The organism is Pectinatus brassicae (genome assembly GCF_014201835.1).
Classification (GTDB): Bacteria; Bacillota; Negativicutes; order Selenomonadales; family Selenomonadaceae; genus Pectinatus; species Pectinatus brassicae.
The window spans coordinates 20,498-38,558 of record NZ_JACHFH010000006.1 but is presented as its reverse complement, the minus strand read 5'-3'; the positions used below and the strand labels follow the sequence as shown (position 1 = coordinate 38,558).

At 37.3% G+C, this 18,061-nt stretch carries 18 protein-coding genes, 5 tRNA genes, 1 riboswitch and 1 other annotated feature; of the genes, 21 read left to right on the top strand and 2 right to left on the bottom strand.

Going from position 1 to position 18,061, the window contains the following annotated elements:
* The first annotated feature begins 64 nt into the window (after nucleotides 1-64).
* Nucleotides 65-739: a hypothetical protein gene (locus HNR32_RS03370; protein WP_183859659.1), complete on the top strand. Its 675-nt coding sequence runs from the start codon at nucleotides 65-67 to the stop codon at nucleotides 737-739.
* Between the two features lie 43 nt (nucleotides 740-782).
* Here HNR32_RS03370 and HNR32_RS03365 read toward each other — a convergent pair whose 3' ends face one another.
* The gene (locus tag HNR32_RS03365) at nucleotides 783-1,715 is read right to left on the bottom strand and encodes a SufB/SufD family protein (RefSeq protein WP_183859657.1); all 933 of its coding nucleotides are present in this window, start codon (nucleotides 1,713-1,715) and stop codon (nucleotides 783-785) included.
* Nucleotides 1,715-2,446, bottom strand: a complete 732-nt coding sequence (locus tag HNR32_RS03360) for an ABC transporter ATP-binding protein (protein WP_183859655.1) — start codon at nucleotides 2,444-2,446, stop codon at nucleotides 1,715-1,717. Before HNR32_RS03360 ends, HNR32_RS03365 begins: the two co-directional genes overlap by 1 nt.
* A 475-nt stretch (nucleotides 2,447-2,921) precedes the next feature.
* On the opposite strand from HNR32_RS03360, the gene HNR32_RS03355 reads away from it, so the two are divergent.
* The 20 genes from HNR32_RS03355 (at nucleotide 2,922) to HNR32_RS03260 (ending at nucleotide 18,036) form a co-directional block, all read left to right on the top strand.
* Nucleotides 2,922-2,998 (top strand) — tRNA-Pro (locus HNR32_RS03355).
* Nucleotides 2,999-3,114: 116 nt separating this feature from the next.
* A tRNA-Thr gene (locus HNR32_RS03350) sits at nucleotides 3,115-3,190 on the top strand.
* A 3-nt stretch (nucleotides 3,191-3,193) separates the two neighbouring features.
* A tRNA-Met gene (locus tag HNR32_RS03345) sits at nucleotides 3,194-3,269 on the top strand.
* Nucleotides 3,270-3,273: 4 nt separating this feature from the next.
* A tRNA-Thr gene (locus tag HNR32_RS03340) sits at nucleotides 3,274-3,349 on the top strand.
* A gap of 8 nt (nucleotides 3,350-3,357) precedes the next feature.
* Nucleotides 3,358-3,434, top strand: a tRNA-Met gene (locus tag HNR32_RS03335).
* 199 nt (nucleotides 3,435-3,633) lie between these two features.
* The gene (rpmG, locus tag HNR32_RS03330) at nucleotides 3,634-3,783 is read left to right on the top strand and encodes a 50S ribosomal protein L33 (RefSeq protein WP_183859653.1); all 150 of its coding nucleotides are present in this window, start codon (nucleotides 3,634-3,636) and stop codon (nucleotides 3,781-3,783) included.
* Between the two features lie 112 nt (nucleotides 3,784-3,895).
* Nucleotides 3,896-4,105 (top strand): preprotein translocase subunit SecE, encoded by a 210-nt coding sequence (gene secE / locus HNR32_RS03325; RefSeq protein WP_231038043.1) that lies wholly within the window; start codon nucleotides 3,896-3,898, stop codon nucleotides 4,103-4,105.
* Between the two features lie 19 nt (nucleotides 4,106-4,124).
* A complete protein-coding gene (gene nusG / locus HNR32_RS03320; RefSeq protein ID WP_183859651.1) occupies nucleotides 4,125-4,673 on the top strand; it encodes a transcription termination/antitermination protein NusG in 549 nt (182 codons plus the stop codon).
* Nucleotides 4,674-4,696: 23 nt separating this feature from the next.
* Nucleotides 4,697-5,122, top strand: a complete 426-nt coding sequence (gene rplK, locus HNR32_RS03315; protein ID WP_183859649.1) for a 50S ribosomal protein L11 — start codon at nucleotides 4,697-4,699, stop codon at nucleotides 5,120-5,122.
* Nucleotides 5,123-5,178: 56 nt separating this feature from the next.
* Nucleotides 5,179-5,880, top strand: a complete 702-nt coding sequence (gene rplA, locus HNR32_RS03310) for a 50S ribosomal protein L1 (RefSeq protein WP_183859647.1) — start codon at nucleotides 5,179-5,181, stop codon at nucleotides 5,878-5,880.
* Nucleotides 5,879-6,038: a sequence feature (ribosomal protein L10 leader region), on the top strand. It overlaps the preceding gene by 2 nt.
* A gap of 25 nt (nucleotides 6,039-6,063) precedes the next feature.
* Nucleotides 6,064-6,603: a 50S ribosomal protein L10 gene (gene rplJ / locus HNR32_RS03305; protein WP_183859645.1), complete on the top strand. Its 540-nt coding sequence runs from the start codon at nucleotides 6,064-6,066 to the stop codon at nucleotides 6,601-6,603.
* Between the two features lie 58 nt (nucleotides 6,604-6,661).
* Nucleotides 6,662-7,030 (top strand): 50S ribosomal protein L7/L12, encoded by a 369-nt coding sequence (rplL, locus tag HNR32_RS03300; RefSeq protein WP_183859643.1) that lies wholly within the window; start codon nucleotides 6,662-6,664, stop codon nucleotides 7,028-7,030.
* Nucleotides 7,031-7,152: 122 nt separating this feature from the next.
* Nucleotides 7,153-7,330, top strand: a riboswitch (cobalamin riboswitch).
* A 52-nt stretch (nucleotides 7,331-7,382) separates the two neighbouring features.
* Nucleotides 7,383-7,571: a hypothetical protein gene (locus HNR32_RS03295; RefSeq protein ID WP_183859641.1), complete on the top strand. Its 189-nt coding sequence runs from the start codon at nucleotides 7,383-7,385 to the stop codon at nucleotides 7,569-7,571.
* The gene (locus tag HNR32_RS03290; RefSeq protein WP_183859639.1) at nucleotides 7,537-9,741 is read left to right on the top strand and encodes a methylmalonyl-CoA mutase family protein; all 2,205 of its coding nucleotides are present in this window, start codon (nucleotides 7,537-7,539) and stop codon (nucleotides 9,739-9,741) included. The genes HNR32_RS03295 and HNR32_RS03290 overlap by 35 nt, the downstream gene beginning before the upstream one ends.
* Complete coding sequence (gene scpA / locus HNR32_RS03285; RefSeq protein ID WP_221300548.1) at nucleotides 9,741-11,942, top strand: methylmalonyl-CoA mutase; 2,202 nt, start codon at nucleotides 9,741-9,743, stop codon at nucleotides 11,940-11,942. The genes HNR32_RS03290 and scpA overlap by 1 nt, the downstream gene beginning before the upstream one ends.
* Nucleotides 11,943-11,945: 3 nt before the next feature.
* A complete protein-coding gene (meaB, locus tag HNR32_RS03280; RefSeq protein ID WP_183859637.1) occupies nucleotides 11,946-13,127 on the top strand; it encodes a methylmalonyl Co-A mutase-associated GTPase MeaB in 1,182 nt (393 codons plus the stop codon).
* A gap of 33 nt (nucleotides 13,128-13,160) precedes the next feature.
* The gene (gene msrA / locus HNR32_RS03275; RefSeq protein WP_183859635.1) at nucleotides 13,161-13,730 is read left to right on the top strand and encodes a peptide-methionine (S)-S-oxide reductase MsrA; all 570 of its coding nucleotides are present in this window, start codon (nucleotides 13,161-13,163) and stop codon (nucleotides 13,728-13,730) included.
* Nucleotides 13,731-13,883: 153 nt separating this feature from the next.
* The gene (locus tag HNR32_RS03270) at nucleotides 13,884-14,645 is read left to right on the top strand and encodes a DeoR/GlpR family DNA-binding transcription regulator (protein ID WP_183859633.1); all 762 of its coding nucleotides are present in this window, start codon (nucleotides 13,884-13,886) and stop codon (nucleotides 14,643-14,645) included.
* A gap of 131 nt (nucleotides 14,646-14,776) precedes the next feature.
* Nucleotides 14,777-17,134 (top strand): glycyl radical protein, encoded by a 2,358-nt coding sequence (locus HNR32_RS03265; protein WP_183859631.1) that lies wholly within the window; start codon nucleotides 14,777-14,779, stop codon nucleotides 17,132-17,134.
* Nucleotides 17,131-18,036, top strand: coding sequence for a glycyl-radical enzyme activating protein (locus HNR32_RS03260; protein WP_183859629.1), 906 nt, complete (start codon nucleotides 17,131-17,133; stop codon nucleotides 18,034-18,036). The genes HNR32_RS03265 and HNR32_RS03260 overlap by 4 nt, the downstream gene beginning before the upstream one ends.
* Nucleotides 18,037-18,061: the final 25 nt, after the last annotated feature.

The following is an 18,061-nucleotide window of genomic DNA, read 5'->3' as shown; positions in this document are numbered from 1 at the left end:
TTCATATTTTATTGTTATATTATATAATTTAGTTAAAGATAAGATATAATCTAGGAGGCTTTATATGAAAAAATATTTATCAGCAGCAGTTTTTCTTTGTGTACTAGTTTTTAATTTAGCAAATGTATCAGCTGAAGGATTGGTTTGGCAGGCAGATGATGCATATCTGGGTGATATAGCTAAAATCAATCTAGAAAAAGTAGTTATTCATGAAGGGGTAAAAGCTGATATAAATGAGCTCAGGGCGCAGTCTGTTATCCAAGAAGGAACAAGTAAACTGCAAAATATATTTTTAACAGCAGCGTCAATGGAAACGGACTTAAAAATAAAAACAACAATAAAATGGTGGGATGCCAAAACAACTGTCGTTCCAGGTCATTATGAAACCAAGACACGCTATGAGGATGTATATGAACCGGGGCATTATGATAGAAATGGCAACTGGACGCCAGGCAGAACAATAAGTCGGCCGCGGGATTATCAGGAATGGGTACCTGAAAGCAGTTATACAACACATTCATTAGGCGTTGATTATGAAGCCTATGATAGCTATGGTAATAAGGTTTTTTCCGTAAGTTATGATAAAAGCTCGGATTATAAGGATAATTACGATCTGCTGCGTACAAGTGCAAAAGATTTTTTTGGTAAATTATCAGATGCGAAAAGAAATGATAAGAGAAAAGGGCCTTCAATGAAGGCAAAAGTAAAAAAAATAATGGCGGCTGAAGATAGTAAATAAAAAATGTCACGCGGATTAAAAAGTTAATCGCGTGACATTTTCTTTATTTTAAAAAGCCATCTATAATATGTTGTTCGGCTTCTTTTTCGGTAAGGCCGAGTGACATTAGTTTTATAAGCTGCTCGCCGGCTATTTTACCGATGGCGGCTTCATGGATTAAATTTGCTTCGGGATTATTGGCTCTTATTTCAGGGACAGCAGCAATGTGAGCATCATCCATTATAATAGCATCACATTCAGAGTGACCATGACATTTATTATTGCCGTAAATTTTAGCAGTGAATAATTGCTGTGATCTATCCTGGGCAACAGCACGGGAAACTACATTAGCACTGGAATTTTCTCCATCCAGATTAACTTCAAAGTCGCTTTCAGCATATTGACTTTCGTGGGTGAGTAATTTTTCTTTTACAATAAATGTTCCGTTTTTATCAATACGGGCATTGGTTATACGCTTAGTGGAATTAATACCACGTATTTGGGTACTTTCCATTTCCATAAGGCCGTTTTCTGCGATATTGACAACAGTGGTTGGATTCATTATGCGGCTGCCGGTTCCACCACCTTCACCAAAATGTTTTTCGACATATTTTACTTTAGCGTTTTTGCCAATATAGAAGGTATGGATGCCATCGTGTTGTGAATCATGGGAGCCACAGTTGTTTATACCGCAGCCAGCGATAATAGTTACATCGGCATTTTCGCCAATATAAAAATCATTGTAAACCATTTCGGAATGACCAGATTCATCCATGATTACGGGAATATATACTTTTTCATTAATAGTGTTGGGCTCAATGCGAATATCAATGCCATCTTTGCCATCAGTCTTTTTTTCAATAGTTATATTTTGGGTAGAGGCACGTGACTGCGCCTGTCCATTTAAACGAATGTTATAGGCACCATCAGGGGTGCCGGTAAGGCCGGAAATAGCTTCTAATAGTTGTAATTCGCTGTCATTTAATTGATTTGGCATTAGTTGTTCACTCCTTTATAAATGTCACAGCTGCCAGCAACAGATACAAGTCGGGGGATGATTTCTTCCTTGGTGCCGATTTGTTCAACATGTCCATCGGCTATAAGAATTATTTCATCAGCAATATTTAGTATGCGTTCTTGATGCGAGATAATTAAAATAGTGTTATGCGTTTTATGCATTTTTTCAAAGACCTGGATGAGTTTTTGAAAACTCCATAAATCAATACCTGCTTCTGGTTCGTCGAAAATAGCCAGTTTGGTATTTTTCTTAGCTAGGATAGTTGCGATTTCTATACGCTTGATTTCACCGCCGGATAATGATGTGTCAACATCGCGGCCAATATAATCGGCGGCACATAAACCAACTTCAGATAAATATTCGCAAACCTGCTTATGGCAGTTTAGCTCACTGCCAGCGGCCAAGGATAAAAGTTTTTTTACGTCAATGCCTTTAAAGCGTACAGGCTGTTGAAAGGCAAAACTAATACCGGCTTGGGCACGCTGGGTTATATCCCAATCGGTTATATCTTCACCATTAAACAAGATTTGTCCCGCGGTAGGTTTTTCAATTCCCATAATAATTTTAGCTAAAGTAGATTTGCCGCCGCCATTAGGGCCGGTAATGACGACTGTTTTTTTCTCATTTATTGTAAGATTAATGTTTTTTAGGATATCTTTATGACCGTTTTCATCATCAATGGCAAAAGATAAGTTTTTTAATGTAAGCATTGCTTTCTCCTATAATAGATAATAAATATGATAATAAAATTATATCATGTAAAGCTTATCGTAACTAAATATATTTTAATTATGAAGGCAGATAATAAGCAGGGTATTATTATATAATGGATTGTCTTTATAAATGGAGAGTTCCTATATTTCTAAAATTTATAGTAATAGTAATTTAGGTATGCGGAATTATAAAATACCCATCATTAATTATTAGTAGATATTAACTACTCTATGTATTATATTATAAATTAAGTATTACTTCAAATGGATAATGTATAGATAAAGATTATATTTATTTTGGAAGATAATTAGTAGATATAAATATCTATTAATTAGAAATAAACCCAATTACATGATTGCTAAATACCTTATAAAAGCCTATAAGTGCTAGTGCTGAAAGAAAATTTTAAAAAAAATTAAAAAAAGACTTGCATTATTTTATAAATACATATATAATATATCTTGTTCGCAACGGGATGTAGCACAGTTTGGTAGCGCGCATCGTTCGGGACGATGAGGTCGCAGGTTCGAATCCTGTCATCCCGACCAGCACAAGAATTTAACTTTTGAAAAAAAGTAAAAAACTTCTTGACAGCCGGTTCGGAAGATGGTAATATATATAAACGACGGCTGAGATAACAGCGAATAAACAAAACACATAATATGCTGACATAGCTCAATTGGTAGAGCAGCTGATTTGTAATCAGCAGGTTGTAGGTTCAAGTCCTATTGTCAGCTCCATATCGCGGGGTGGAGCAGTTGGTAGCTCGTCGGGCTCATAACCCGAAGGTCAGAGGTTCAAGTCCTCTCCCCGCAACCAATATGCTGATGTAGCTCAGTCGGTAGAGCGTATCCTTGGTAAGGATAAGGTCACCAGTTCAATCCTGGTCATTAGCTCCATATGATATGGCGGCGTAGCTCAGTTGGCTAGAGCATGCGGTTCATACCCGCAGTGTCCGCGGTTCAAATCCGTGCGCCGCCACCAACAACAAAGAAGTTTAACCCCTTTAAATGGGGTTTTATTTATGTAAGCAGAAAATAAAAAAAGCTTGTTTTTGATTGACAGTGCCATCAGGTTATGGTAAAGTTTATTCGGGAATACGGCTGTTATTTTAGCTTTGAAATTACAGCATGTAATTTTAACTATATAAGTTAATTTATTATCGATAAGGAGTGCATGAGGAATGCGTAATGCCGTTACTTTGGCCTGCACAGTTTGTAAGCAACGCAATTATCAGACCAATAAAAACAAAAAGAACGATCCAGACAGATTGGAAATGAATAAATATTGTAAGTTCTGTCAAAAACATACATTACATAGAGAAACAAAATAAAATGTATGTCGTTTCATTTATAATGGAACGGGTTTTGTCAAATATGATATTTAATAAAGCATAAGTCATATATACTGTATTATAGGATGTGAAAAGTTTGGCTGATGGGAAAATGACAACTGATAACGAAAAAAATAGTGGTTTTAACATGAAACATTTTTTTACTGGTGTTAAGGCTGAGCTAAAAAAAGTAATTTGGCCGACCCGCAAGGAATTGTCTTCTTATACAGCTGTCGTCTTTATTGCAGTTATATTTGTTTGTGCACTTATCTGGATTTGTGATACTGTGTTTGCCAGAATTTTGGAAATGATTTTACGATAGTACCGGGGAGGTGTAATGAATGTCCATTGATACGGAAAATGAAAAAAGATGGTATGTCATTCATACTTATTCCGGTTATGAAAACAAAGTAAAAGCTAATCTTGAACGCAAAGTTCATTCTATGGGAATGGAAAGTGAGATTTTTAAAATCGTTGTTCCTTTAGAAAATGAAATTGAAAACAAAAATGGCAAAGAAAAAGTAGTAAGTCATAAAATTTTTCCAGGGTATGTACTGGTAGAGATGATCGTAAGTGATCGTTCTTGGTATGTTGTCAGAAATACACCTGGTGTCACAGGATTTGTTGGTTCGGGAACTAAGCCAATTCCACTTACTGAAAGCGAAGTCAAAAAGATTTTGGGCTCAATAAGTGATGACAGTGTTGCTGGAACAGCTAATATTGACGTTGAAGTAGGCGAAAGTGTTCAGATTAATTCTGGTGCTTTTGAAAACTTTGCTGCTACTGTGACTGATATCGACTATAGCAAGTCCAAGGTAAAACTTGTTGTTGATATGTTTGGCAGGGAAACGACTGTTGAAGTCGGCTTTGACCAAATTGAAAAGATTTAATTTAGTTTAAGGAGGTGTTATGAATGCCGAAGAAAGTCGTAAAAATGGTAAAATTACAAGTTGCCGCAGGTAAAGCTACTCCTGCTCCTCCGGTTGGTCCTGCATTAGGTCAAGCTGGGGTTAATATTATGGCATTTGTAAAAGAATTTAATGAACGCACTGCAAAACAAGCTGGCCTTATTATTCCAGTAGAAATCAGTGTATTTGAAGATCGTTCTTTTACCTTTATTACTAAGACTCCGCCAGCTGCTATATTGCTTAAAAAAGCTGCCGGTATTGAAAAAGGTTCTGGTGAACCAAACAAAACAAAAGTTGCTAAATTAGCACGTGCTGAAGCTGCAAAAATTGCTGAAAGCAAAATGGCTGATTTAAATGCTGCTGATGTTGAAGCTGCTACTCGTATGATCGAAGGAACAGCTCGCAGTATGGGTATTGAAATCGTAGACTGATTTCGTTATTTAAGTGGGAGGCAATAGCCGTTTAACCACGAAAGGAGAACATTATTATGGCCAAATTTGGCAAGAAGTATCAAGATGCTGCTAAACTTATCGAAGATAAGCTTTATGATGCAGCTGAAGCTATTGAATTAGTTAAAAAAACTGCTACAGCAAAATTTGACGAAACCATTGAAGTTGCTATTCATTTAGGTGTAGATCCTAAATATGCAGATCAGCAGGTACGTGGTGCATTAGTGTTACCACATGGTACTGGTAAAACTAAACGTGTTTTAGTTTTCGCAAAAGGTGATAAAGTTACTGAAGCAGAAGCTGCTGGAGCTGACTATGTTGGTTCTGATGAATTTGTTTCTAAAATTCAAGGTGGCTGGTTTGATTTTGATGTTACAGTTGCAACCCCTGATATGATGGGAACTGTAGGCCGTTTAGGTAAAGTACTTGGCCCTCGTGGCTTGATGCCAAATCCTAAATTAGGTACTGTAACAATGGATTTAACCAAAGCAATCAATGAAATTAAAGCTGGTAAGATTGAATACCGTACTGATAAAGCTGGTAATATCCATGTTCCTATCGGTAAAGCTTCTTTTGATAGTGCAAAACTTTTAGAAAACCTTAGTGTTTTAGTTGACACACTTATAAAAGTAAGACCAGCTGCAGCTAAAGGACAGTATATGAAATCTGTTAATGTTGCTGCAACAATGGGTCCTGGTATTCAGGTTAATCCGGTTATAAAAACCACTAAAGCTGAATAATATAATTCTTATATAACTTAAGACAGCAGGTGTCGTTTTACGGCATAATAGACAAGCCTGCCGAGGTTGATGGATTTTTGATATATATAGCATTTATTTGCTAAGATCATAAATACAGCCTACGGCAGAAATGTCGCAGGCTGTTTTAATTTACAATATTTTAATTTGAGAGGAGGTGTTTTCATGGCAGTACGTCCAGAAAAACAAGCTATCGTTGCAGAATTAAAAGAACAATTTTCAGGTGCACAAGGGATAGTACTTACAGGCTATAAAGGCCTTACTGTTGCTCAGGACACAAAACTTCGTGCTAAAATGCGTGAAGCAGGCGTTACTTATCGTGTAGTTAAGAATACCATGCTTCGTTTTGCAGCTACTGATCTTGGTTATGAAGATCTGATTCCTTACTTAGAAGGAACTACAGCTGTTGCTTATTCAGCAGAAGATCCAGTTGCTCCAGCAAAAGTGCTTGCTGATTTTATCAAAGAAAACAATTTAGATAAAGCAGAAGTATTAACTCTTAAAGCTGGTGTCGTTGACGGTAAAGTTATCGATGCAGCTGGTGTTAAAGAATTGGCATCTCTTCCATCCCGCGAAGTCCTCATCGCCAAAATGCTTGGCAGTATGCAGGCTCCTATTTCCGGTATGGTCAATGTACTTCAGGGTACAATACGCAATGCTGTTTATGTGCTTGAAGCTATTCGCAAACAAAAAGAATCAGCATAAGGCTATATAACATATATAATTAAAAAAATTAAAATTTTATTTTTGGAGGAATATTTAAATGACTAAAGAAGAAATTATGCAAGCCATTGAAGAAATGACTGTTCTTGAATTATCCGAACTCGTAAAAGCTATGGAAGAAAAATTTGGTGTTAGTGCAGCTGCTCCTGTAGCTGTAGCTGCTGCTGGTGTTGCTGGCGGCGCTGCTGCTGAAGAAAAAACTGAATTTGACGTAGTTCTTGCTTCCGCTGGTGCAAGCAAAATCAACGTTATCAAAGCAGTTCGTGAAGTAACTGGTCTTGGTCTTAAAGAAGCTAAAGCATTAGTTGATGGTGCTCCTGCTCCTGTAAAAGAAAAAGTTGCTAAAGACGAAGCTGAAACAATCAAAACTAAATTAGAAGAAGCTGGCGCAACTATCGAATTAAAGTAATTTAATTCCTGCGTATAGTAATTGGACCCGTATCGTTATGATACGGGTTTTTTTTTTATTTTGTAATATTTTTTTTGATAGTTGACAAAAATGATAAATACAGTTAATATTAACATGAAAATAAAATATTGTTGGAGACAGGTGTCAGAAATGACTTAATAGGGAATTCGGTATAAGCCGAAGCGGTCCCGCCACTGTAAGGACGAGTTTTTTCAAACTATGCCACTGGATATTTTTCTGGGAAGGCTTGAAAAAATGATGATTCTGAGCCAGGAGAACTGCCTGTTTTGACGTCACCGATAGCATCATATGATGCTTGTACCTGCGAGCGATGGGGAGGAGATTTTATACTATGCATGTAAATTCAGGCATTGGTCTATATTCTCCGGCTTTATTTTTAAGGCCGGATTTTTATTTGCTGAAATTTATTATGATGCTTTGTATTTATAATCCGTCTGTACTTGCAGGCGGATTTTTATTTTTTATAAATATGAAGGAGGGTCATAATGAACGATACGACAAAACCACAGGAAGATATTGACAGTGTTGATTTAAAGGCACTTTTAAAAAAAGCTGATGCACAGACAGACTTTCCTGATGTACCGTTAGATGAATTTACGCCGCCTGCTTATGATGAATGGAAAGAAGCTTGCGTAGCTTTATTAAAAGGTGCACCTTTTGAGAAAAAAATGTATACAAAAACTTATGAAGGAATAACATTCGAGCCTATGTATACAAAAGCAATGTCTGAAGCTATTTTGCCAAAAAATTCTTATCCAGGCATGGATGATTTTTTACGCGGCAGCAAGATTAATGGCTATGTGCAGGAACCATGGGGTGTGGCACAATCTTGTGATGAAACATTACCAAAAGAAAATAACGAATTATTGAAACATGAAATTGACGCTGGTTCAACGATTTATAATATCCGTCTTGACACAGCAACATTAGCTAATAAAGATGCACAATATGCCAGCTGTGTCGGTGATGAAGGCTGCAGTATATCTACTTTGGATGATATGCATCGTCTGCTCAATGGGCTTGATTTGGAAAAACACGGCTTATACATATATGCAGGAGCATCATCATTGCCAATATTAGCAATGACAGCAGCGGCTTTAAAAGCATCAGGCTATTCATTGCAAAATGTCCATGGATTCATTGGTGCTAATCCAATTGGTGAACTTGCCGCTAAGGGAACAAATTATGCGGCACTGAATAATTTATATGATGAAATGTATCAGTCGGCCAAATGGACTCAGGCAAACATGCCTAAACTTAAAACAATTATGGCTAACAGTGATGCTTTTAGTCGTGGCGGAGCTAGTGATGTTCAGGAAACAGCCTATACTATTTCTGTTGCTGCAGCATATATCAGAGCTTTAATGGAGCGTGGGCTGACTATAAAACAGGCAGCGGGGCAAATATATTTTGGTTTTTCCATGGGTGCTAATTTCTTTATGCAAATTGCAAAATTGCGGGCAGTGCGGCCAATCTGGGCAAAAATTGTAGCTGAATTTGGCGGCGATGAAGAAGACCAGCGGATGTATGTTCATGGTAAACCGGCATTATTCTTTAAAACAATATATGATCCTTATGTAAATATGCTTAGAAACACAACTGAAATATTTTCCGGGGTAGTTGGCGGTCTTGATTCTTATGAAAATTCACCGTTTGATGAACCTATCAGAAAAGGTGATGAGTTTTCCCGCCGCATAGCACGTAATGTACAAATTATGCTGCAGGAAGAATTTGGTCTGCTTAAACCTATTGATCCAGCTGGTGGATCATGGGCGGTGGAAACATTAACTAAAGAAATAAAAGAAAAAATTTGGGCAGAGTTTCAGCTGATTGAAGGTAAGGGCGGTATAGTAAAAGCACTGCAGGAAGAATACCCGCAATCACAAATTACAAAAATACTGGAAGAAAGATTTAAAAATGCTGAATATTGTAAAGATCGTATTGTCGGCAATAATATGTATCCCAATATGACGGAGGAATTACTCGATAAGCGCAGCGAAGATCATGATGAAATAAAAAGGCAAAGAATGAATGCTATTGGTGAATATTTAAATGATATGGATGATGTCTATAAACAAGAAAATATTGCCAAATTGGCAGAGCTAAAAGATGAACTATTAGCACAGGCTGTTCAGTCTATTCAGGCTGGTGCAACTATTGGCGAAATACGTGCAGCGTTAAACAAACATTATACGGGAAAAAATGAAAAAATTACGATAATAATGCCGCATCGCTGGAGTGAAAGATATGAGGCTTTACGTCAGGTAACAGAAAGTTATAAAGAAAAACATAAAGACAATGTTAAAATATTCTTGGCTAATATGGGGCCAATTCCTCAGCATAAGGCCAGAGCGGAATTTTCGACAAGCTTTTTGCAGGTAGGTGCATTTGATGTTGCACCTAATGATGGCTTTAAGACAATTAATGAAGCTGTTGCTGCTGCTGTGAAATCAAATCCGGATGTTGTAGTTATATGTTCCACTGACAAAACTTATCCGGAAATCGTGCCTGAATTAGCACCTAAATTAAAACAAATATTGCCACAGACTACTGTTTATCTGGCTGGGGCGGCGCCAAAAGATTTAGAAACTACGTATCGTGAAGCTGGTGTTGATGATTTTATTTCTGTCAAAGCTAACTGTTATAAGATTTTGCAGTTCCTGCAGAAGAAGAAAGGTATGGTTGAATAATGACTTTTCAAAATCCTGATTTTAGTAAAATAAGTCTTGGCGGTAAAGCCGCTGAGCATTCGCAGGAAGAATGGATAAAACGCTTGGAAAAAGAAACGGGTATGAGTTATGATGCGCTTGTGGGCAAAACCATGGAACATATTCCAATAAAGCCAATATATAATTTTGATGAGTATAATCATATGAATCATCTCGATTTTGCCAGCGGTATTCCGCCATGTTTGCGCGGACCATACTCTACAATGTATGTATTTCGTCCCTGGACTGTGCGTCAATATGCTGGTTTTTCTACAGCTGAAGAATCTAATGCGTTTTACCGTCGTAATTTGGCAGCCGGTCAAAAAGGTCTTTCTATAGCATTTGATTTGCCAACACATCGTGGTTATGATTCAGATAACCCACGTGTTTTGGGTGATGTTGGTAAGGCGGGTGTTGCTATCGATTCTATTTTGGATATGCGTATTTTATTCAGTGGCATACCACTTGACCAAATGTCGGTTTCCATGACAATGAATGGGGCGGTACTGCCAATAATGGCGTTTTATATATTGTCGGGTGAAGAACAGGGCGTTGATAAAAGCGTTATGGCCGGAACAATTCAAAATGATATCTTAAAAGAATTTATGGTTCGTAATACCTATATTTATCCGCCAGAAATGTCCATGCGTATAATTGGTGATATTTTTGAATATACAACAAAATATATGCCGAAATTCAACAGTATATCAATTTCCGGCTATCATATGCAGGAAGCCGGAGCGACTGCTGATATTGAACTTGGCTATACATTGGCTGATGGGTTGGAATATATCAGAACAGGTGTGAATGCTGGATTGCCAATAGATGCTTTTGCCAAACGTTTATCATTTTTCTGGGCAATAGGCAAAAACTATTTTATGGAAGTAGCCAAAATGCGGGCTGCCCGTGTTTTATGGGCCAAGATTGTAAAATCATTTGGAGCCAAAGAAAATAAATCAATGGCACTGCGTACGCATTGTCAGACCTCAGGCTGGTCATTGACCGCACAGGATCCATTTAATAATATAGCCCGTACATGTATGGAAGCAATGGGAGCAGCACTTGGTCATACCCAGTCACTGCATACAAATGCGCTGGATGAAGCAATAGCACTGCCAACTGATTTTTCGGCGCGCATTGCCCGTAATACCCAGCTTTATATTCAGGATGAAACCAAGGTATGCAAGATTATTGATCCATGGGGCGGCTCTTATTATGTAGAAGCTTTAACCAATGAAATAATCCGTCGGGCCTGGGCTCATATTCAGGAAGTTGAAGCACTGGGGGGGATGTCTAAGGCTATATCAACAGGACTTCCTAAAATGCGTATTGAAGAAGCAGCCGCACGCAGACAGGCCCAGATTGATTCAGGAAATGAAACAATTGTTGGGATTAATAAATATCGTTTGGAAAAAGAAGATCCATTGCAGATATTGGCAATTGATAATACAGCTGTTAGAAATTCACAGATTGAGCGCTTAAAGAAATTGCGGGCAGAAAGAAATGAAGCTGAAGTACAAAGTTGTCTGGAAGCTTTAACACATGCAGCTGAATCACGTGACAACGGTAATCTTTTGGAACTTGCAGTAAACGCCGCACGTGCTCATGCTTCACTGGGTGAGATATCTGATGCTGTAGAAAAAGTATCGGGTCGCTTCAATGCGGTTATTCATACTATTTCAGGGGTTTATTCATCGGAATTTACCGATAAAACCGAGCTTAATAAGGCCCGCAATATGGCTGATGAATTCGAAAAACTTACCGGTCGTCGTCCGCGTATTTTTGTTGCCAAAATGGGGCAGGATGGGCATGACCGTGGACAAAAAGTTATCGCTTCATCCTTTGCCGATATGGGCTGGGATGTCGATGTCGGGCCGTTATTCCAGACACCAGAAGAAACAGCACAGGATGCTGTAGATAATGATGTTCATATGGTAGGTTTCAGTTCATTGGCAGCAGGACACAATACACTTTTGCCGCAGTTGGTTGAAGAACTGAAAAAATTAGGGCGTGAAGATATATTGGTTGCAATTGGCGGTGTAATTCCGGTGCAGGATTATGATTACCTGTATGAACATGGTGCAGCTGCGATATTTGCACCAGGAACAAATATTCCTGAAGCAGGAATAAAATTATTGACACTATTAATAAATGATGCCAAGGATGAGTTAGCCGAGGTGTAACAGATGGCTGAATATAAAAGTTTTAAACCTGAATGGGCGCCTAATGACAATGATAAAGCATTTGCCTGCAGCGTCATGGATGGAATTGATAATATAAAAGATACTACAGTTGGCAATATAAATCCTAAAATAATACAAGGACAGCGTAAAAAAATACGCAGAAAAATACTGACTGTTGATGATTATGTTGATGGGGTAACCCGTGGCGAACGGATGGTGTTGTCGCGGGCAATTACCCTAATTGAAAGTAATAACCCGGCCCATTTTTCCAAAGCCCAGCAAGTGCTGCAGCGTTTGCTGGTGCGTACGGGAAAAGCACTGCGAATAGGAATAACTGGTGTGCCAGGGGCCGGGAAAAGTACGATAATTGAAGCTTTTGGTAATATGTTGTGTGAAAATGGACATAAGGTAGCTGTTTTGACAATAGATCCTACAAGTTCAGTTACTAAGGGATCAATTCTTGGTGATAAAACGCGTATGGGAACTTTGTCACGCAACCAAAATGCCTTTATAAGACCATCACCAGCTGGAGGAACTTTGGGCGGTGTAGCCAGAAAAAGCCGTGAAACAATGCTGATGTGTGAGGCAGCCGGTTATGATATTATCATTATAGAAACCGTTGGTGTCGGGCAGTCAGAAGTAACTGTCCGTTCCATGGTTGACTTTTTTATGCTGGTGGTATTAACCGGAGCTGGCGATGAGCTGCAGGGCATAAAAAAAGGAATAATGGAACTGGCTGATGCCATTGTTATCAATAAAGCTGATGGTGATAATTTGTTGAAAGCTAAGGTATCACGTGGTGAATATGAAAGAATGATTGAATATATCAGACCGGCAACAGAGGGGTGGAAGACCCATGCGTACCTTTGTTCTGCCTTAAAAAAGACAGGATTACTGGAATTGTGGCAGGTAATAAATGCTTTTGTTTCGGCAACCAAAGCCAAGGGATCATTTCAAAAACGGCGGGATAATCAATTATTGGCATGGGTGCATAGTATGATTGATGAACATCTGCATAATTTGTTTTTTGATGATCCGGTAATAAATGGTCGAATGCCGGAAGTTCGTGAAGCAGTATTGATGGGGAAAATTTCGCCCACGCAGGCAGTGGCTGAACTTATACAAGTTTTTGATATTGAGCGTGCTGCTAAGAAACGCGTTGATTTATTTAATACATCTCAGTAATTATCAATTGTCACATAAATTGGAAGGAAAGAAATGTTTATTAAAACAATATATTTTTCTGGCGGCAGTTTTTATGAACTGCAGAAAGTTTTTTCACGGATAAAAGGTGTGGTAAATGTAACAGCAGGCTATATTAATGCTGGGATGACAGCACCAATGTATATGCAGATTCTGAATGGTAATATTGATGCTGTGATGGGGATAAAAATTGAATATAATCCGAAAAAAATAGATTTATCGACATTGCTGGATGTCTTATTTACGGTAATTGATCCCTATAGTGAAGATAAGCAGGGCAAGTGTTCTGGGAGAATGTATCGAACAGGTATATATTATTGTGAGAATGAAGATTTGCCAATAATACAATTGTATATGAATTTTATAATCTCCAAGGGAAAAGCACCAGTTATTACGACAGCTAATATTACAGTGAATGATCCTTCAAGTGGAAAAACTTATAGAAAATGCTATGTTGAAACTAAAAAATTAGAAAATTTCTATGCAGCAGAAGAAATTCATCAAAATTATTTGCATAAAAATCCTACTAAAAAGACGTTTATCGATTTTGCACGGCTTAAAGAATTGTCAATAATTGACAATTAGCATAAACAGAAGTTATTGTTTTTGTTCCGACCCCCAAAAGTTAGACAAAAATCTAACAAATGGGAGGTCGGTTTTTTTATGACTTCTTTTTATATGGTATAATGAAGTAATTAAAAATAGAAAATTTGGCAAAATAGTTTTAGGAGAAATATTATGTTTGTACAGGAGCGGCAGGAAAAAATAATACAAGTACTGCAGGAAAATGCCAAAGTTTTGGTAAAAGAGCTAAGCGAAAAATTCTCGGTAACTGATGATTGTATCCGTAAGGATTTGGCGGTTTTAGAGAAAAAAAATTTGCTTAAACGTGTATATGGCGGGGCAGTTTTGGTAAGAAAAAACACTCATTTATTAAATGTGCAGCAGCGTAAAAATATAAATATTGCTGAAAAAAAAATCATAGCACAAAAGGCTAAAAAATTTGTTCAGACAGGTGATGTTATATTTCTTGATATATCTACGGCTAATATTGAGCTTATAAAAATATTGGCTGATGCTGGTATGAAGATTACTGTTATAACCAATATGATTGCAATAATGAATATAGCAGCATCAGTCCCCAATATTGAACTTATATTTATTGGCGGTGTGCTTAATTCCGGCAGTGACGGTTTTGTTGGTACTATTACTAATAACTTACTTAAAAAGTTTCATTTTGACAGTGCGTTTATTGGGACTGTGGGAATAGATATTGCGGCGAATGCAGTTTATACTTATAAAGCCGAAGATGGTTATACGAAAAAAACAGCGCTGCAGGCAGCCAGTAAGGTATATATGATGGCAGAAACAGCCAAGTTTTCTCATAGTGGTAATTTTCGTTATGCTGATATTACTGAATTTAATGCTATTATTACAGAAAAAGAATTATCAGAGCAGTTATATAAAAAATTACAAGAATATCAAATTGAAGTAATATAAGAAAAAAGACTTTTTAGTAGTGATATTAAAAGGTCTTTAATTTTTTTCCTGATTCATTGAAAAACAATAAAAAACAATATACAATAATATTAAACAATAATATTAAACAATAATAAAAGGGAGGGGATTACATGGAAAGCTTATCAAGGCAGAAAAGAATAAATTTATTAAAAGAAAGAATGCTGCGGCAAAAGCGGTATATGTCGATAGAGCAGGCACTTATAACGACACGTATTTATCAGGAAAATGAGGAAAAACCTGTAATAATAAAAAGAGCACTGGCGTTGAAGGCTGCTTTGCAGGAAATGGAAATAGCCATTGAGCCGGAAGAACTCATTGTCGGCAATCGTACTAAAGGTGTACGTTATGGTGTTGTGTCACCGGAAAGCGGTGGCTTGTGGATAGATAAAGAACTGGAAACGCTGCCAACTCGTTCACAGGATAAGTTTAATGTTAAAGGAGCAGATATAAAAACATATCGGGAAGTGATAAAACCATATTGGCAGGGAAAATCACTCGAAGATATCTTAAAAGATAAATTTGGCGAAGAGTTTTCGGCTATAAGTAAGGTAGCCAAAATAAACCAAACTGACCATTCACAGGGGCATATTTGCCCGGATTGTGATTTATGGCTGCAAATGGGACCAGAACAAATAAAGCAGCAGGCACAGCAGAAATTGCAAAGTGAAAATCTTACCAATAAGCAGCAAAATTTTTATAAAGCAATCATTATAACTATGGATGGTGCGCAAATATTTATGCATAGATATAGTGAATTATTAAAGCAAATGGCTGCTGAAAATACGCAGTATAAGAAAAATTTACTGGAGATGGCTGATATTTGTGGATTTATTGCCAATAATGCGCCTGAAAGTTTTCATCAGGCGGTTCAGTCACTGTGGTTTTTATTTGTCATATTGCAGATGGAATCTAATGCCTCATCTTTTTCACCGGGGCGTATGGATAGATATTTATATCTATTTTATAAGCGGGATATTGACAAGGGGAGCTTAGATAAAGAAAAGGCTTTAACAATAATAGAATGCTTATGGCTTAAGTTCAACCAAATTGTCTATATGCGCAATACCAATAGCGCTAAATATTTTGCTGGATTTCCCATTGGGTTTAATATAGCGATTGGCGGACTCGATGAAAATGGCAATGCTGCCGAAAATGATTTATCATATATGTTTTTGCAGGCACAGGAAGACTTGGGGTTGCCGCAGCCGAATTTATCGGTACGCTTAAATAAAAATACATCACAAAACTTATTGGAAAAATCAATAGCTGTTGTAGCTAAAGGCAGTGGTATGCCGCAGTTTTTTAATGATGAAGCTGTAGTTGATACAATGATAGAGTCTTTGCAGATTGCGCCTAAAGATGCTTTGGATTATGCCATTGTGGGCTGTGTAGAGCTTACTACGCAGGGAAATAATCTTGGGTGGAGTGATGCTGCCATGTTTAATTTAAATAAAGCATTGGAATTGGCAATGAATCATGGTAAGTGTCTGCTTACCGGTAGACAGATGGGGCTGGATATAGGGGGGCTTGACACATATGATTCATTTGAAGAATTAGAAAATGCTTTTGCCGGGCAGATCGATTATTTTATGGGAAAAATGATAAAAGCCTGTGCCGAGGTTGAGCAGGGACATATGGATTTACTGCCATCGCCGTTTTTGTCAGCGGTGATCGATGATTGTATGGAAAAAGGACTTGATGTTACAGCTGGCGGAGCCCATTATAATTTATCGGGTATACAAATAATTCAGGCAGCTAATATTGCTGATAGTATGGCAGTACTTTATCAATTAATTTATAAAGAAAAACGTATCACTGGTACAGAAATGTTAACAGCATTGCAAAAAAATTTCCAAGGATATCCAGTAATAAAAGCTATGGTTGAAAATAAAGTAGCTAAATATGGTAATGATGTTAAATGGGTTGATAATATCGCGGTTAAATGGGCACAATATTTTAGAGAAAAACTTACTCATTATAAAAATCATCGCGGCGGACTTTATCATACGGGTATGTATACAGTTTCTGCACATGTACCAATGGGGGAAAATGTTGGGGCAACGCCGGATGGACGATTAGCAGAGCAACCATTAGCTGATGGGGGAATGTCACCTGTATATGGGCGTGATGCAGCTGGGCCGACAGCTGTTTTACAGTCGGTAGGGCGGCTCGATAATAATTTGACGTCAAACGGCGGCTTATTAAATATGAAATTTCTGCCGGAATTTTTTGCAACTGAGCAGGGAATTAAAAAATTTGCGATGTTTTTACGCACTTTTGTCGATTTAAAGATTCCTCATATTCAGTTTAATGTTCTTCATAAGGAAGATCTTCAGGAAGCTAAAAAAAATCCAGAAAAATATCGCAGTCTTACTGTAAGAGTTGCTGGCTATACGGCTTATTTTACTGAATTAGATGGTAAATTGCAGGATGAAATAATCGCCAGAACCCAGTATGATGCCGTATGAAGAACAGGGCACTGATCTTTGATATCAGGCGTTTTTCTATGCATGATGGAGCTGGTATAAGAACAACGATTTTTTTTAAGGGATGTCCATTGCACTGTATATGGTGTCAAAATCCCGAAGGAATTGAGAAGAATGCCAGGCTTGTGCATTTTCCAGCAAAATGTATTTTATGTAATTATTGCATTAAGCTTAAAGATAATGCTGTCACAATGGAAAATAATAAAATTATTATTGATACCAGCAAAGTGATAGATGCGGCTGAATATGAATATATTTGTCCCAGTGGAGCTTTGCGTATGGACAGCAAATATTATAGCAGTGATGAATTAATGACAATAGTGAAAAAGGATATGCCATTTTTTAAATATGGTGGTGGTGTAACATTATCGGGGGGAGAACCTTTTTTTCAGGCTGATTTTATAATAAAATTTTTGGAAAAATTACAGTTGGCGGGTATTTATACAGCTGTGGAAACATCATTTTTTGCGGTCTGGGAAAAAATAGAGCAGGCTTTGCCATTTATCGATACATTGTTTGTAGATTTTAAGATATATGATAATGGTAAGCATAAAAAATATACAAACATGGATAATATTCTAATAAAAAACAATATAAAAAAAGTATTGCAGTCAAAGTATAGTAATAAGGTTATTATAAGAACGCCGCTTATTCCCAAATATACAGCGACAAAAGAAAATTTGTCACTTATTGCCGAGACGCTTGCTAAATGGAATAAAAATGTAAATTATGAATTATTAAATTATAATCCGCTGGCGCGGGCCAAATATCAGCATGTTGCTTACGATTATTGCTTTGTTGAAGATAAGCCGTTATATACACAAGCGGAAATGAATTCTTTTTACAGCATCATAAAAGAAGCTGGCATTAAAAATTTCCGCTGATTATGGAAGTTTTTTAAGCGGTAAT

Coding starts and splice junctions, on each gene's coding strand:
- HNR32_RS03260 (WP_183859629.1), top strand. CDS start 17,131: ATGAAGAACAGGGCACTGATCTTTGATATCAGGCGTTTTTCTATGCAT.
- nusG (WP_183859651.1), top strand. CDS start 4,125: ATGTCCATTGATACGGAAAATGAAAAAAGATGGTATGTCATTCATACT.
- HNR32_RS03360 (WP_183859655.1), bottom strand. CDS start 2,446: ATGCTTACATTAAAAAACTTATCTTTTGCCATTGATGATGAAAACGGT.
- HNR32_RS03370 (WP_183859659.1), top strand. CDS start 65: ATGAAAAAATATTTATCAGCAGCAGTTTTTCTTTGTGTACTAGTTTTT.
- HNR32_RS03295 (WP_183859641.1), top strand. CDS start 7,383: ATGCATGTAAATTCAGGCATTGGTCTATATTCTCCGGCTTTATTTTTA.
- HNR32_RS03265 (WP_183859631.1), top strand. CDS start 14,777: ATGGAAAGCTTATCAAGGCAGAAAAGAATAAATTTATTAAAAGAAAGA.
- msrA (WP_183859635.1), top strand. CDS start 13,161: ATGTTTATTAAAACAATATATTTTTCTGGCGGCAGTTTTTATGAACTG.
- rplK (WP_183859649.1), top strand. CDS start 4,697: ATGCCGAAGAAAGTCGTAAAAATGGTAAAATTACAAGTTGCCGCAGGT.
- HNR32_RS03270 (WP_183859633.1), top strand. CDS start 13,884: ATGTTTGTACAGGAGCGGCAGGAAAAAATAATACAAGTACTGCAGGAA.
- rplJ (WP_183859645.1), top strand. CDS start 6,064: ATGGCAGTACGTCCAGAAAAACAAGCTATCGTTGCAGAATTAAAAGAA.
- rplL (WP_183859643.1), top strand. CDS start 6,662: ATGACTAAAGAAGAAATTATGCAAGCCATTGAAGAAATGACTGTTCTT.
- HNR32_RS03365 (WP_183859657.1), bottom strand. CDS start 1,715: ATGCCAAATCAATTAAATGACAGCGAATTACAACTATTAGAAGCTATT.
- meaB (WP_183859637.1), top strand. CDS start 11,946: ATGGCTGAATATAAAAGTTTTAAACCTGAATGGGCGCCTAATGACAAT.
- HNR32_RS03290 (WP_183859639.1), top strand. CDS start 7,537: ATGAACGATACGACAAAACCACAGGAAGATATTGACAGTGTTGATTTA.
- rpmG (WP_183859653.1), top strand. CDS start 3,634: ATGCGTAATGCCGTTACTTTGGCCTGCACAGTTTGTAAGCAACGCAAT.
- secE (WP_231038043.1), top strand. CDS start 3,896: ATGACAACTGATAACGAAAAAAATAGTGGTTTTAACATGAAACATTTT.
- rplA (WP_183859647.1), top strand. CDS start 5,179: ATGGCCAAATTTGGCAAGAAGTATCAAGATGCTGCTAAACTTATCGAA.
- scpA (WP_221300548.1), top strand. CDS start 9,741: ATGACTTTTCAAAATCCTGATTTTAGTAAAATAAGTCTTGGCGGTAAA.